Genomic DNA, 14,115 nt, shown 5'->3' on the forward strand with positions numbered 1-14,115 from the left:
CCGCGCCGCTCAGACAACAACGGCAGACCGGGTGTCGACCCACGCACTCTCGGCGGCCGAGCTGCGTTCGACGGCGTCGAGCACACGTTGCACGCTGAGCCCTTCTTCGAAGCTCGAGTGCAGCGGAGCGGCGTCGGCGATGGCGCCCACCAGGTCGACAACCTGGTGCGTGAAGCCGTGCTCGTAGCCGAGCATGTGGCCAGCAGGCCACCAGGCTGAGACGTACGGATGCTCGGGCTCGGTCACGAGGATCTGCGCGAACCCCTGCGCCCGGCTGTCGGCCGTGCAGTCGTAGTACTGCAGCGAGTTGAGGTCCTCGAAGTTCCACGCGAGAGCGCCGAACTCGCCGGAGACCTCGATCGCGAGGGCGTTCTTGCGGCCCGTCGCGAAGCGGCTCGCGTCGAACGAGGCGAGCGCCCCGCCCGAGAGCCGTCCGGTAAAGATCGCGATGTCGTCGACCGTCACCGACCCGGTGCCCGAGCCGTCCGCGAGCGGCCGCTCGTTGATGATCGTGTCGATCGTGCCGGAGACCCGCTCGACGTTCTGGCCTATGACGAACTGCGTGAGGTCGATGGCGTGAGCCCCAATGTCGCCGAGCGCGCCGGAGCCCGCGAGCTCCTTCTGCAGGCGCCACGAGAGTGGCGCGTCCGGGTCGACAAGCCAATCCTGCTGGTAGGAGGCGCGCACCCGGTGGATGCGGCCGATCTTGCCCTCCGCGATCAGGTCGCGCAGCAGGGTCACGGCAGGCACACGACGGTAGGTGAAGCCGACCATCGACTTCACGCCGCGCTCAGCTGCGCGAGCAGCCGCATCCGCCATCGCCTCACCCTCGGCGACCGTGTTGGAGAGCGGCTTCTCGACGATGACGTGCTTGCCCGCCTCGAGCGCCGCGATGGCGATCTCGGCGTGCGAGTCACCTGGCGTGACAATGTCGACGATGTCGATGTCGTCGCGCCCGATGACCTCACGCCAGTCGGTGGCCGACTCCCGCCAGCCCCACTGCTTCGCGGCCTCCGCGACGGCCTTGCCGTTGCGCCCGACCACAACCGCCATCTCGACGTCGGCTGGCAGGCCGAAGACGCGAGGCGCCTGCCGCCAGCCGACCGAGTGAGCGGCTCCCATGAAGCCGTAGCCGATCATGGCGACTCGAAGGGGCTTGGTCATAGGAGCTTTGCTTCTCTCTGCGGGATGGTCGATCATGATCGGCTTGTTGCGGTGCGGACGCGTGGCGGTCAGCGGCGAACTGGCAACGCGTGGTGCGCTGCGAGCACTCGCCGCGCTTCGGCTGGGTCGGTGATCATCCGCGATCCCGCATCAGAGGCGGCGGAGCGCTGGACGGCCTGCTCGTCGCGCACGATGTCGAACGCGCTCTCCCAATGGTTCCAATGCCAGCCCTCGTATTCGCTCGAGACGGCTCCCGAGTACCCCTGCTCGACAAGCAGCGCGATGAGCTCGCGCACGGGAACCGATGGCTCCTCGCCGTGCTCATCGATGCCGAAGAACTTGCCGTGCACGTGCTTGACCCACGGCATGATCTCGAGCCAGTCCTCGACCCGAGCCGGGCCGAAGAGTCCCGTGCCGTTAATGGCGAAGTCGATGCCGAAGTCTGGGCGTCCGTGCTTGGCGGCGAGGCCGATGAACGAGCCGAAGCGCTTGCCGTGCACGCCCTGGTCGGCCGGCGGGCCCTCGGCGTAGTAGCCGTCCCACAGCTCGACGAGCTCGGCGAGCAGCTCCTCCGAGGCGCCGCGGCGCCGGTACGCCTCGACGGCCGATGGGGCGAACGCCTTGGTGGTGGCGCCCCAGTCGGCGGTGAAGCCGAGGAACGGGGAGCCGACCTGCTCGAAGCGGTCGCGCAGCGCGAGGATGCGCGGGTGCGAGGCGTACTGGTCGGCGTGCACCTCAAGGGCGAGGGTCACGCCGTGCTTCTCGGCGATCGGCGCGAGCTGCTCCATCGAATCCGGCGTGATCGAGATCTGCACGCGGGCGACAGGGAAGCCGAGCTTCGCGGCTGCCTCGATCTGGCGGGTCATGTACTCGACGAGCTCGTCCTGCGAGAGCAGGCGATCGCGGTGAATGCCGATGTCGGCGTTGACCGCGAGCGACGTGCGCACGAGGTCGAGTTCGTCGACGAGGTCCGAGAACTGACCGGCGAACTCATCCGTCACGTGCGGGAAGCCGCGAACGCTCGAGAACCCGATCATCTCGATGCCCGGCCCGAAACCGTCAGCCGCTACCTTGCGGATGAGCCCCTCGAGGTCGTACTCGCGTCCGTGGAACGCGCGGGTGAAGCTGTAGAGGGTGACCCCCTGGATGGGGGTGCCGAGCTCGCCAGTCATGCTGAAACCGCCTTCATCGTCTTGGAGCTGTGTTCTTCGATGCGGAGCACCCCGTGGTCAGACACGATGTACGGGATGTAGAGGCTCAGGTCGACATCGACGGTGTGCTCTTCATCCCCGGCGGTGATCGGGATGTCACCTTCGACGACAACCGAGTCGGTCGGGAACCACCATTCGCTGCTGTCGCCAGCGAGTTCGTCGGACGCATACGTCTTCCCGTTCATGGTCCAGCGCAGCGACTCCAGCGAGGCGGCAACGCCGTCGACGGAAAGGCCGAACTCGGAGATGCAGGATGCGGGAAGCGCGCGGTACCAGGGCAGACGCACCTCGACAGAGGTGCGTACCCCGTTCGTCTTGAGCGTGTCTTGTTCAATCATCCGATCAGGAATCATGGTGGCCTCCTAGCCAGTTGTCAGTCATGGTCAGTTCTGTGTCGCCTGGGCGGCGACTGCTGGTGCCGCGGTGAGCTTCGCCGCGACGTCGCGGGCACCCTTGACCGCGAGCGCGACGCCCGTGAGGGTCGGGTTACAGGCCGTCGAGGTCGGGATGACGCCGTTGCCGGCGACGTAGAGCCCCGGCACGCCCCACACCTCGCTCGTCGGCGAGCAGACGCTCTCGCCGTCGTCCGTCTCACCCATTCGCGTCGTGCCCTGGTAGTGCAAGGAAGCCCCGAACGGCAGGCGCATGACCCGCTCATCGAGGGGCTCGCCGACAGCCGCGCCGAGCCGGCGCAGCTCGGCCTCGGCTGCGTCCGTCACTGCTCGGTCCTTGTGGGTGGCGGTGTAGTGGATGCGCACGGCAGGCATCCCGTAGCTGTCGAGGTGGCCGTCGGTGAACAGCACCCGGTCGTCGCGCTGCAGCTCTTTCGCGCAGAACATGCCGATCCCCACGATGGAGCCGGGGATGACGGCATCGTCGACCGCGACGGGCACGGGGGACGCGTCGAGCTGCATGATCTGTCCGTGGAACGGCTTCGCGTCGGTGTACGGCACCCAGCTGACGCCGCTCGTCTCGCTGATGGCACCAGCAGTCTTGTCGATTACCGTCGCCGCCGAGCTTTCAGAGGCATCGATGCCGGTGATGCGGGCGGCGAAGACAACCTGCGACTGGTCGTTGAGGTAGCGGCCGAGCGCGTCCGGGCGGATCCCGGATGCCCAGAGCACCTGCGGGGTGCGGAGGGCATCGGCGGCCACGATGACCACTCGGGCCGCGACCACGCTGAGCTGCTCGGCGCCGGCCTCGCTGAGGTCGCGCACCTCCACGCCCGCGGCCGCTCCGTCGTCGCCGATGACAGTCCGGGTGACGAGGGACTCGTCGAAGAGCTCGAAGTTGGGGTTCTCTCGCGTCACGTCACCGAGAACGACGTCGGACCCCGACCAGACGAGGCGTCCGTCATCGCGGCGCCGCACGGCGAGCGGCATGCGCTGCACGCGGGCGGCGGGCCCGCGCCCCTCGTCGACGACCGGAGAGAGCCGATCGCGGATGAGCTGACTGAAGGGGGCCCCCTCGAAGGCGTCCGTCGTCACGCCCAAGAGGCGCTCGGCCTCGCCGAGGAGCTCATCGAGCTCACCCGTCGAGTCGAGGAAAGCAACGCGCTCGCTCTCTCCCGGGCGCGGGCAAGCGCCAGTCCAGTGCGCCGACATGCCGCCGACGTTGCTCGACATGGCAGCAACGGGCAGCCCCTCACCGCCGCCGACCGAGAAATCACCGTCGGGAAGCAGGTACGTTCCCGGGCGCGACTGACGCTTCCCCTGCGCGAGGGCGACGGGACTGTTGAGCTTGGAGGCAGCCTCCCCTGGCCCCTCGGAGCGCCGTTGGGCAGTGGCGCGTGCCTCGAGGTCCTCGATGTTCTTGACGTGCGCGCCGGGCGGGTTCGACACGGTCGGCCCGACCTCGAACATCGCGATGCGCAGCTCGGGTGCTGTCTCGCTCAGGATGCGTGCGTACGTTGCGCCGGCCGGTCCGCTGCCGACGATGGCGACGTCGACGCGATCTGGATAACGGGTCATGCGGCCACCCCAACTTCCCGCACGAAGGCGACCGAAGCCGCGGACTCCGTGGTCGGGGAGTACTCGAGGCCGATGGGACCGTCGTAGCCGGAAGCGCGCAGCACGGAGAACTTCTCCGCCCAATCAAGCGCGCCGCTGCCGGGCTCGCCGCGGCCGGGCGCATCCGCCAACTGCACGTACTTGACGATGGTGCCGGCGTTCGCGAGTTCAGTGGCCATGTCCTCGCCCTCGACGGCCGAGTGGTAGATGTCGTAGAGCACGCCAAAGTTCGGAGAATCGACGCCGCGCGCAACGTAGACGGCGTCAGAGGTGCGGTCGATGAGCGCACCCGGGTGGTCGACGCGGATGTTGACGGGCTCGAGCACGAGCGTGATGCCGGAGCCCTCGATCTGCGCGATGGCCTTCTCGTAGATGGCGATCAGTTCGTCGAGTTGCGTCTGACGCTTCGAGCCGCCGAAACCGGTCCCGCTGCCGACGACGAGTCGCGGGCAACCGAGCTCCTGCGCGATGGCGACCCCCTCGTCGAGACACTGGTAGAAGAAGGAATGGTCTTTTGGCGGCAGCATGAACTGCGTTCGCGGCTCGGCGAGCTGGGCCGTGAGCTGCGTGCCGGTCTCCTGCAGTGCCGCCTTGAGAGCGGGGATGTCCTTGGGCTTGGCGGGCGCGTCGCGCCCGGTCGGTCCCCACATCTCGACGGCGTCGAAGCCCGCCGCAGCGGCGGCGCGGACGCGGTCTTGGTAATCGCCTGCCTCGGTGAAGAGGAGCTCGATGTTCGGAGCGAGCTGGTACATGGTCTTTCCTTCTACGAGGTGAGGAGGTGGCGTCACTCGACACAGCCGAGAGGCAACAGAAATCGAAACGGGCGGCTGCGGTACGCGTCGAGCGTGACGTCACCTTCGCGGGAACGTCGCACGTTGAACGGCACACGGAGAGCGATGTCATGATTCGAGTCGGACGAGTCAGAGTTCGCAGGTGAGGGATCCGGCCGGATGGGGTTCCTCACGACAAGCTTCTTTGCTCGTTTTTCTATTGCCCTCTCAGACTACGCACTTATGCTCGTTTCGTGCATAAACATCCTTGATGCACCTCTTCGCCGCCGCAAATGCGTGGCGAAGAGTCCTCCGCACACCAGCGCGAGCGTCCCTCCCATCTCGTGCCGACGGCAATCGCGCGAAGCCCCTACGATGAAGCCGATGCCCCCGTTCGGCAGGCCGAGGACGCTAAGCTGACAGCACACCACGACCCGGAAGCACATCGAAGTGACCTCAGAAACTCCGCTTTCCAGGCTCGATCTGAACTTGCTCGTCTCGCTCGATGCCCTGCTCACCGAGCGCAGCGTGACGCGAGCCGCAGAGCGCCTGCACCTCAGCCAGCCGGCGCTCAGCGCATCCCTTGGCAGGCTGCGCACGCATTTCGACGACAAGATTCTCGCGCGAACCGGGAACGCTTACGAGCTCACGCCCCTCGCCGTCCGACTCAGCGAGCTGACCGCCACCGCCCTCGACTCCGCCAGGCGCGTGTTCGACAGCCAGGCCGAATGGAACCCGACCCAGTCCACGCGCGAGTTCACTGTGCTCGGCTCCGACTACGGCTTCGCGACGATCGGGGTCGCCGTCTCCAAGCTGGCCGCCGAGACCGCTCCCGGGGTGCGGTTCAGGTTCCGCATGCACAACCCGAGCATCGTCGAGGACGCCATCGCGCAGCTCCGCTCGGTCGACGCCATGATGATCCCCCACGGCTTCCTCAGCGACCTCCCCTACAACGACCTCTTCACCGACGAGTGGCGCATCATCTGCTCCCACGACAATCCGCACGTCGGCGAGCAAATCACGATGGAAAACATCGCCGAGCTGCCGTGGGTGTTCAACTACCTGTCGCGGTCGGCGTTCACCTCGGCGAGCCGGCAGATCCGCGAGCTCGGCATCGAACCCACCGTGGCCGCCGTCGTCGAAGGATTCCACGTCCTCCCTCACTTCGTCGAAGGCACCAACCGGCTCGCGCTCATGCAGAAGCGCCTCACCGACGTGCTCATCCCGAAGGAAGGGTTCCGGGTGCTCGAGCCACCCTTCGACGCGACCCCCATCTCGGCGGCCCTCTGGTGGCATCCAACCCACAACAGCGACCCAGAGCACGCGTGGATGCGACGGCTCTTCGCGCAGGCCGGCGCCGCGATGCAGGCGGAGGCCGGCGGGGCGTAGATCATCGCGCCGAGTCGCCCCAAAAGGTCGCCACACGCGCCCCATGACGACCCTCTGCGACCACTCGCGCGCGGGTGCCGACAGGAGCGCGGGTCCCGAGTCAGCGGGTGAGGATGAGGGCGTCGCCCTGGCCGCCTCCGCCGCAGAGGGCGACGGCCGCGGTTCCGGCGCCTCGGCGGACGAGTTCGTGCACGGCGTGCACCACGACTCGAGCCCCGGATGCTCCGATCGGGTGGCCGAGGGCGATCGCGCCGCCCTGCGGGTTGACCACCTCGTCGGAGACGCCGAGCTCAGCCTGCGACTGCACGACGACGGCGGCGAAGGCCTCGTTGATCTCGATGTGGTCGAGCGAGGACGCGTCGATGCCCTGCCTCTCGCAGGCCCTCGCAATCGCTCGGGACGGCTGCGACTGCAGCGACGCGTCTGGCCCGGCCACCTGTCCGGCTGCGCCGACGACCGCGAGCACGTCGTAGCCGTGCGCGTCGGCGAAGGCGCGAGTCGTGAGGACAATCGCGGACGCACCGTCGGAGATCGGCGAGGCGTTGCCGGCCGTGATCGTCCCGTCCGTAGCGAAGGCGGCGCGCAACCCGGCAAGCGATTCGGCGGTTGTGGAGGGTCGGATGCCCTCGTCGCGGGTCACGCGAACCGGGTCGCCCCGACGCGCGGGCACGTCGACGGCGACGATCTCGGCGTCGAAAAGCCCAGCATCCACGGCCGCGGCGGCCCGCTGATGCGAACGCGCGGCGACCGCATCCTGTGCCCCTCGTGTGATGCCGAGGCTCGTGTTGTGCTGCTCGGTGAGCAGGCCCATGCTCTGGCCGGAGGCCGCATCCGTCAGCCCATCGTGGGCCATGTGATCGAGCGCCTCGACCGAGCCGTACGCCCAGCCTTTGCGGGATCCGGCGAGGAGGTGCGGTGCCTGGCTCATCGATTCCATGCCGGCAGCGACCACAAGCCGCGCGTCGCCCGTCTTGAGCAAGCGGGCGGCGTCGATGACGGCGGTCAGCCCCGAGAGGCAGACCTTGTTGATGGAGGCGACATGCGCGGAAGCGGGGATGCCCGCGGCGAGCGCAGCCTGGCGTCCGGCGTTCTGCCCCACCCCGGCGGAGAGCACGTGGCCCACGAGGACGGCGTCAACCAGCGACGCGTCGATACTGCCCTGCGCGAGCGCGCCGCTGATCGAGGCGGCGCCGAGCTGCGGGGCGGTCAGCGTCGAGAGCTGCCCGTTGAGCTTGCCCTGCGGGGTCCGCGCGGCGGCGACGATGACGACGTCGTTGGGGTGTGGGACCGTGTTCTGGGTGATGTTGCTCGTGCTGCTCGTGCCGCTCATGCGCTGACGCGTCCTCTCGTTCGGTCCCGCGATGCCGTGCGGGCGCGGGGAACGGGCACGGCTTCGACGGCCGCGCCGATGACGTTGCTGATGTCGCCGATGCGCTCGACGCGCAGCTCCACGACGTCGCCCTCCGCGAGCGGTGGCGGCGTGAGCGAGCCCGTGCGGCCCCACAGCTCAGCGAGGCAACCGCCGTTACCGGCGGTGCCCGAACCGAGCACATCGCCGGGCACGACCCGCGAGTTCCGCGACGCGTAAACAAGCAACTGAGGGAACGACCAGCCCATGTTCGAGAGCAGGTCGCTGCCGATCAGCTCACCGTTGACGAGCACCTGCAGCTCGAGTTCGAGGAAGCCGTCGGCGTCGTGCGCGTCGGAGAGCTCGTCGGCCGTGACGATCCACGGGCCCAGGGTCGCGGCGAAGTCCTTGCCCTTGCACGGGCCGAGGCGCACCTTCATCTCGCGCGACTGTATGTCACGCGCCGACCAGTCGTTGAAGACGCTGTAGCCGAAGACATGCGCGGCCGCGCCGGTCTCGTCGAGGTTCGCGCCGTCGCTGCCATCCACGCCGCCGACGATCACGGCGACCTCGAGCTCGAAGTCGAGCCGCTCCGTCACGGGCGGGCGGATGCTCGCCCCGCTGCCGACAAGCGAGTGCGGGTTCGTGAAATAGAACGTGGGCGCGTCGTACCACTCGGCGACGACACCGGAGTCGCCGTCGATGGACTTCACGACGCCCTCGACGTGCTCCTCGAACGCCACGAAGTCGCGCACGCTCGGCGCCTCGATGGGCGCAAGCAGCTCGACGTCGGCGAGTGAGGGGGCGAGGCCCAGCGAGCCGTCCGCCCAGGCACCCTCGACGAGTGAGGCCGCGAGCGCGTTGGCGCGCTCGAGGCCGAGCCTCGTCGCGCCGAGCACGGTCAACCCGTCGGCGAACGCGAGTAGTCGGTCGCCACCCTCGTGCGCGACGACAACCCCGTCTTGGGTGCTGCCGTCGTGCATCCACCTGGCGTACCTCAACGGTTCGCCTCCACGGTGTTCCAGACGCGGGGCAGTCGCGCGGCGTTGCCGAACAGGATCTGCGCTTCCTCGTCGGCGCCGAGCTCCGCGTCGTACACGCGCTCGACGGGGTTCTCGACGCCCATGTCGAAGGGGTAGTCGGAGCCGAGGAGCACCCGGTCGGCGCCGACGGCGGTGACGAGGTTCCGCAGCGCGGTCGGCGTGTGCACGAGCGAGTCGAAGCTCAGCTGCCGTAGGTACGTGGACGGCGCGCGCAGGCAGGTGCGGGCCTCCGGGCGTACCTCCCAGGCGTGGTCGGAGCGACCGATGAACGTCGGCAGGTAGCCGCCGCCGTGCGCCGCGATGAGCACGAGGTTCGGGAAGCGGTCGAGCACGCCGCCGAAGATGAGGTGCGAGATGGCGGCCGCGTTCTCGGCGGGCTGGCCAACCGTGTTGGAGAGGTAGAAGCGGTCGAGGCGCTCGTCGAGGCTGCAGCCGAAGGGGTGCAGGAACACGATGGCCTCGAGCTCCTCGGCACGCCGCCAGAAGTCGTCGAGCCGCACGTCGCTGAGCTCGACATCGCCAGCAAACGACGACAGCTCGACGCCGGCGAGGCCGTTGGCGAGCACGGCGTCATCGAGCAGCTCGACGAGGCGGTGCGGATGCTGCAGCGGCACGAGCCCGAGCCCGCGCAGCCGTCCGGGCGCACCGGCCACGTGATCGGCGATGGCCGCGTTCGCTTCCTTCGCCGCCCACACGGCAAGCTCCTCGCCCGCCCACGGGTAGTAGTGGCTCGGGGAGGGCGACACGAGCTGCACATCCACCCCCTGCGCGTCCATCACCGCGAGGCGCTCGTCGAGCGAGATGAGCTTCGGGAAGCGCGATTTGATCATGGCACCGGATGCAGCCAGGCTCTCAGGCCCGTTGCGCTTGGCCTCGAGCTCACCGGCGGCAGCGAAACCCTCGGGGTCGCGGCCCTGCACGGCGCCCTGCAGCGCGGGGAGGAGGAGGTGCGCGTGGACATCGACGATCTGGCCGGTGGCGCCATCAGCTCCCGCGGCAGCCACGCCGGTCCCACCGGTCACGTCGTTGACGCCGCTCATGCGGGCACCGCCACGAGCTGTGCGACGCCACCCATGAGAGCGGGCACGTTGCCGTCGCGCTTGCCCTCGAGCTGCCACTGGCCGAGCGTCGTGGACGCCTCGACGACGTGCGCCGCGCGGGGGATGCGGCGCGCGTGGAAGTCGTCCCAGAACTGCTGGTCGAGCTGGTCGCTCTCGAGCAGCATCGTGGCGAGGACGAGGCCGTCCTCGGAAGCCTGGGCGGCGCCCTGCGCGATGGTGGGAGGGCAGCTGTGGGCGGCGTCGCCGATGATGACCACCCGGCCGCGGTTCCACGCGTCCGGCACGACGTGAGACGTGAAGAGCGTGTAGTGCACGCGGGCCGACTCGGTGAGCGAGTCGCGGATCTCCTGCCACGGCCCGCCGTAGCTGCCGGCGAGGTCGCGCATGATCTCGACGCTCTCGGCCGGCGTGAGGCCGGTGCGGTCCTGCGCCTTCTCGACGAGGTACGCGTAGATGCTGTTCTCGCCCGTCGGGCAGTAGCCGGCGATGAAGCAGCGGCCGCCGTAGTAGAGGTCGGTGTGGGTGACCTCGGCGGGGCGCTCCACGAAGGCGCGCCAGATGCCCATGCCAGTGCGCTCGGGCTTGGTCTCGATGCCGATGAGGGAGCGGGTCGGCGAGTTGAGTCCGTCGGCGCCGATGACGAGGTCGACGCGCGAGGTGTCGCCCGCATCCGTCGTCAGGGTCACGCCGTCGGCGGCCTGCTCGAGGCCAGTCACGGTCGTGCCGTAGTGGATGCGCGCGCCAACTTCGAGGGCACGCTCGGCCAGGATCTTGGCGAGGTCTGGGCGGTACATGCCTGCCGTCGCCGGGTAGTCGGGGCCGCCCGTGCGGGTCTCGGTGAGGCTCGCGATGACGGTGCCCGCCGGGTCGGGGGCGCGCATGCTGACCTCGTCGAACGAGTACGACTGCTCTTGGATGCGCTCCCAGATGCCGACCTGGTCGAAGACGCGCAGCGCGTTGCCCTGCAGGGTGATGCCGGAGCCGAGGGCCGTGACCTCGGACTTCGCCTCGTAGACGTCGACCTCGACGCCGCCGTCGGCGAGGACGATCGCCGAGACCATGCCCGCGACTCCGCCTCCGACGATGGCGACCTTGGAAACTGCACTCATGATGGTCCTGCTTTCTGCGTCTGCGTTGACGATGAGGGTGTCTGTGTCAGCAGCGGCTGGGCCGCCGTGGGCTGCTGTGCGGGGGATGAGATGCGGGGCTGCTCAGCGGATGGCGATGGGGTTGACGGGAGACCCGACGGCGCCGGTGATGGGCAGCGGCGGTGCGACGAGGAGGAAGTCATAGACGCCGTCGTCGGCGCTCGCCGCGGCGAGCTCCTCGAGGTCCCACATCTCGCCGATGGTGAGGCCCATGTTGGGGATGACCACCTGGTGGAGCGGCTGGAAGGCGTCGTCGAACTCGTTGGGCCGCACCTCGAAGCCCCACGTGTCGGTGGCGATCGCGGCGATCTCGCTGCGGTGCAGCCAGCCGGCCGTCGTGAACGAGAGCCCGGCGCTCGGACCGCCCGCATAGCCGTTCCACCCGTCGCGCTGGGCGCGGGCATAGCGGCCGGTGCGCACGAGCACGATGTCGCCTCGGCCCACGGCCGAGGTCGCGCCCTGCGCGTGGATGCACGACTCGAGGTCGGCGGTCGTGATCGCGTAACCGTCCTCGAGTTCGCCGTTGTCGCGCAGGTGTCTCCCGAGGTCCAGCAGCACGCCACGGCTCACGATCTCGGCCGCCGTGTGCTCGATGCCGGTGACGAGGTCACCGTCGCTCGTCACGACCTCACCGGAGCGGCGGCCGTTCCACGCGTAGCCGTGGTCGAAGATGTGGCCGAGGCCGTCCCACTGGGTAGAGCACTGCAGCGGCATGGCGATGACGTCGTCGGCCCCGCCGAGGCCGTGCGGGAACCCCTGGTTCGCGAGCTGCGCATCCGTGCCCGTGTCGAGCATCGTGTGCACGGGGTTCGTGCGGCGCCGCCACCCCATCTGGGGGCCGTTCATATCGAAGGGCTGCGAGAGCGAAAAGCTGCGGCCTGTGCGCACCAGCTGGGCGGCGGCGGCGCGCTTGGTGTCGTCGATGAAGTTGAGGGTCCCGATGCGGTCGTCGTCGCCCCAGCGGCCCCAGTTGCGGAAGGCCTGCGCGGCGCGGGCGACCTCGGTGGTGGGGTCGGTGCGGTCGAGCTCGGCCGGGTTCTCGGTGGGGGTGCCCATGGTTTCGGGCGTGCCTGCGGCTGCGGGGGCTCCCGCGGCACCTGTGGCGTTAGTGACGGACGTCACGAGGACACCGCTTCCGCGCGCACCTTAGTGGTCTGCGTGCCGAGGCCCTCGATGACACTCACCATGACGTCGCCGTCGCGGAGGAGACGGCCGTGCACGATGCCGTTGCCCGCGGGGCTGCCCGTGAGCAGCAGGTCGCCCGGGAGGAGCGGCATGTTCTCGGATGCTGCCGAGATGAGCGCGGGGATGTCGAAGAGGAGGTCGTCGGTGACGGCGTCCTGCATGGTGTCGCCGTTGAGCGTGAGCTTCAAGGTCAGCGAGTGCGGGTCGGTCACGAACTGGGCTGGCACGAGGAAGGGCCCGGTGGGGAGGAATCCCGGCGCGTTCTTGCCGCGGTACCAGTCGGTGCCGATCTCCTTCATGTCCTTGCGGAAGATGAGGTCCCGCGTCGAGATGTCGTTGACGATCGTGTAGCCGGCGACGTGCTCGAGGGCGTCGGCGCGCGAGACGCGGTGCGCGCGCTTCCCGATGACGACCGCGAGCTCCAGCTCCCAGTCGTGCTGGTCGCTGTAGCCGGGCAGCTCGAGCGTGGCGTCGACACCCGCTACCGCTGTCGGGAGGCCGATGAAGAAGTACGGCTCGCCGTCCCTGGCACGTGCATCCATCATCTCGGCCGCCCAATCGCGCAGCTCCTCGATGGGGCGCGGGTCGTTCTTCGCGCGGCCCGCGGCGACGAGGTCGATGACGTGCGTGCGGTAGTTGGCGCCCGTCTGCAGCACCTGGCGGGGCTCGACGGGGGCTTCGAGGGTGACGTCGTCGAGGGCAAGCCAGTCGGCGCCATCGCGTGCTGCCGCGAGCTGCGCGAGGCGATCCCACGAGGCTGGCGCCTCTGCGAGGAAATCGTTGAGGGAGTCGGCGCCGAGCTCTTCGCTGCTGATCGGGCGGATGCGGCCGGCCGCGACAAGACCGAGCTGCGGCTTCCCCTCCCCCACGCTGAAGCGAGCAAGAGCGAAGTCGGCGGTCAGGCCTTCGGACGACGATGTCACGGTTGGTCTCCAATTCACGACGCTTCGGTGCGTTCGTGACATAAGTCAACCGCGTGCGGCGTCATCAGCCAAGCGGGGATGCGTTATTCAGGGCATCAGGGTTGGTGATGGGTGTGCGCTTCACGGCCTGCAGTTCTCCACAGATTCTCGGTGTCACCTTATTCAGAACTACTTCTGAAGTACTATCCGCCCACGCCCATCTCTTCGCAGGCGAGGACCTTCAACTCATCCGACCTGAGCCGCAACGCAACGAAGGTCTTCGCCGCGGCCGAAGACCATCCCGTCGACGTGACTCGACGCGACGGTGAGGATCTTGTCCTCATGTCGAAGCGTGAGTCACACGCTCGGGACCAGCTTCTGGAGATCGCGGCGCGGCTCATCGCCGCTGCGACGGATGAACGCGGCTCGCTCGAGCACCGAATGTCACAGATGTTTCCGTGGATGTTGCCGCTCAGCCCAGACGGGCAACGCGAGTGCGCGCAGGACCTGCTCGACGCATCGCGTGCATCCTTCTCGACCGGCCAAGCTCATCTCGCTATTGCCGAGCTCACAGCGTGGAAGGAAACAGCATCGGCGCTCGCGGCGGGGGGCGGGGCTGACCCCCGTTCAGGCTGACTGGCTCGAAGCTGATATCACCGTGGAACGCCCCTAGAACGTGCCAAAGGACGCACCAGTCCCACGCCCGACGAAGAAGGTCGAGTACCGCATCCGGTTCGCGACGAACTCGGCACCCTTCGGCGTGACGGTCGCGTCCACGCACGCTGGCGACACAAGCCAACCCTGCGCGGCGATGCCCGAATTTGGTTCTACGTCGACGCTGACATCGTCTTCCTGGAACAGGTTCGCACGCACCACCCAAATGTG

At 68.7% G+C, this 14,115-nt stretch carries 14 protein-coding genes; 2 read left to right on the forward strand and 12 right to left on the reverse strand.

Annotated elements, in window-relative coordinates; all coding sequences use genetic code 11:
- Positions 1-9: 9 nt before the first annotated feature.
- The 5 genes from C5B85_RS13335 to C5B85_RS13355 form a co-directional block, all read right to left on the reverse strand.
- On the reverse strand, positions 10-1,164 hold the full coding sequence (locus tag C5B85_RS13335; protein WP_104286507.1) for a Gfo/Idh/MocA family protein: 1,155 nt from the start codon (positions 1,162-1,164) through the stop codon (positions 10-12).
- 68 nt (positions 1,165-1,232) lie between these two features.
- Positions 1,233-2,336 (reverse strand): sugar phosphate isomerase/epimerase, encoded by a 1,104-nt coding sequence (locus C5B85_RS13340; RefSeq protein WP_104286508.1) that lies wholly within the window; start codon positions 2,334-2,336, stop codon positions 1,233-1,235.
- Positions 2,333-2,713 carry a DUF6379 domain-containing protein gene (locus tag C5B85_RS13345; RefSeq protein ID WP_258070792.1) on the reverse strand — a complete coding sequence of 127 codons (381 nt, stop codon included), beginning with the start codon at positions 2,711-2,713 and terminating at the stop codon, positions 2,333-2,335. The genes C5B85_RS13340 and C5B85_RS13345 overlap by 4 nt, the downstream gene beginning before the upstream one ends.
- Before the next feature lie 45 nt (positions 2,714-2,758).
- Positions 2,759-4,345: a GMC oxidoreductase gene (locus tag C5B85_RS13350; protein ID WP_104286510.1), complete on the reverse strand. Its 1,587-nt coding sequence runs from the start codon at positions 4,343-4,345 to the stop codon at positions 2,759-2,761.
- Positions 4,342-5,136 (reverse strand): TIM barrel protein, encoded by a 795-nt coding sequence (locus C5B85_RS13355; protein ID WP_104286511.1) that lies wholly within the window; start codon positions 5,134-5,136, stop codon positions 4,342-4,344. Before C5B85_RS13355 ends, C5B85_RS13350 begins: the two co-directional genes overlap by 4 nt.
- A 468-nt stretch (positions 5,137-5,604) precedes the next feature.
- Between C5B85_RS13355 and C5B85_RS13360 the strand changes: the two genes are divergently transcribed.
- A complete protein-coding gene (locus tag C5B85_RS13360) occupies positions 5,605-6,543 on the forward strand; it encodes a LysR family transcriptional regulator (RefSeq protein ID WP_104286512.1) in 939 nt (312 codons plus the stop codon).
- 100 nt (positions 6,544-6,643) lie between these two features.
- On the opposite strand, the gene C5B85_RS13365 is transcribed toward C5B85_RS13360, so the two are convergent.
- From C5B85_RS13365 to C5B85_RS13390, 6 genes are all read right to left on the reverse strand, one after another.
- A complete protein-coding gene (locus tag C5B85_RS13365; protein WP_104286513.1) occupies positions 6,644-7,873 on the reverse strand; it encodes an acetyl-CoA C-acetyltransferase in 1,230 nt (409 codons plus the stop codon).
- Positions 7,870-8,892: a fumarylacetoacetate hydrolase family protein gene (locus C5B85_RS13370; RefSeq protein ID WP_258070793.1), complete on the reverse strand. Its 1,023-nt coding sequence runs from the start codon at positions 8,890-8,892 to the stop codon at positions 7,870-7,872. The genes C5B85_RS13365 and C5B85_RS13370 overlap by 4 nt, the downstream gene beginning before the upstream one ends.
- On the reverse strand, positions 8,889-9,974 hold the full coding sequence (locus C5B85_RS13375; protein WP_104286515.1) for an amidohydrolase family protein: 1,086 nt from the start codon (positions 9,972-9,974) through the stop codon (positions 8,889-8,891). The genes C5B85_RS13370 and C5B85_RS13375 overlap by 4 nt, the downstream gene beginning before the upstream one ends.
- Positions 9,971-11,104 (reverse strand): FAD-dependent monooxygenase, encoded by a 1,134-nt coding sequence (locus C5B85_RS13380; protein ID WP_104286516.1) that lies wholly within the window; start codon positions 11,102-11,104, stop codon positions 9,971-9,973. Before C5B85_RS13380 ends, C5B85_RS13375 begins: the two co-directional genes overlap by 4 nt.
- Positions 11,105-11,206: 102 nt before the next feature.
- Positions 11,207-12,199: a cyclase family protein gene (locus tag C5B85_RS13385; protein ID WP_104286517.1), complete on the reverse strand. Its 993-nt coding sequence runs from the start codon at positions 12,197-12,199 to the stop codon at positions 11,207-11,209.
- Between the two features lie 62 nt (positions 12,200-12,261).
- Positions 12,262-13,251, reverse strand: a complete 990-nt coding sequence (locus C5B85_RS13390) for a fumarylacetoacetate hydrolase family protein (protein ID WP_258070794.1) — start codon at positions 13,249-13,251, stop codon at positions 12,262-12,264.
- Between the two features lie 150 nt (positions 13,252-13,401).
- On the opposite strand from C5B85_RS13390, the gene C5B85_RS13395 reads away from it, so the two are divergent.
- Positions 13,402-13,866, forward strand: coding sequence for a prevent-host-death protein (locus C5B85_RS13395; RefSeq protein ID WP_258070795.1), 465 nt, complete (start codon positions 13,402-13,404; stop codon positions 13,864-13,866).
- A 33-nt stretch (positions 13,867-13,899) separates the two neighbouring features.
- On the opposite strand, the gene C5B85_RS13400 is transcribed toward C5B85_RS13395, so the two are convergent.
- On the reverse strand, positions 13,900-14,103 hold the full coding sequence (locus C5B85_RS13400) for a hypothetical protein (protein WP_146077964.1): 204 nt from the start codon (positions 14,101-14,103) through the stop codon (positions 13,900-13,902).
- Positions 14,104-14,115 lie beyond the last annotated feature (12 nt).

The organism is Pseudoclavibacter sp. AY1F1, from assembly GCF_002931075.1.
GTDB lineage: Bacteria > Actinomycetota > Actinomycetes > Actinomycetales > Microbacteriaceae > Pseudoclavibacter.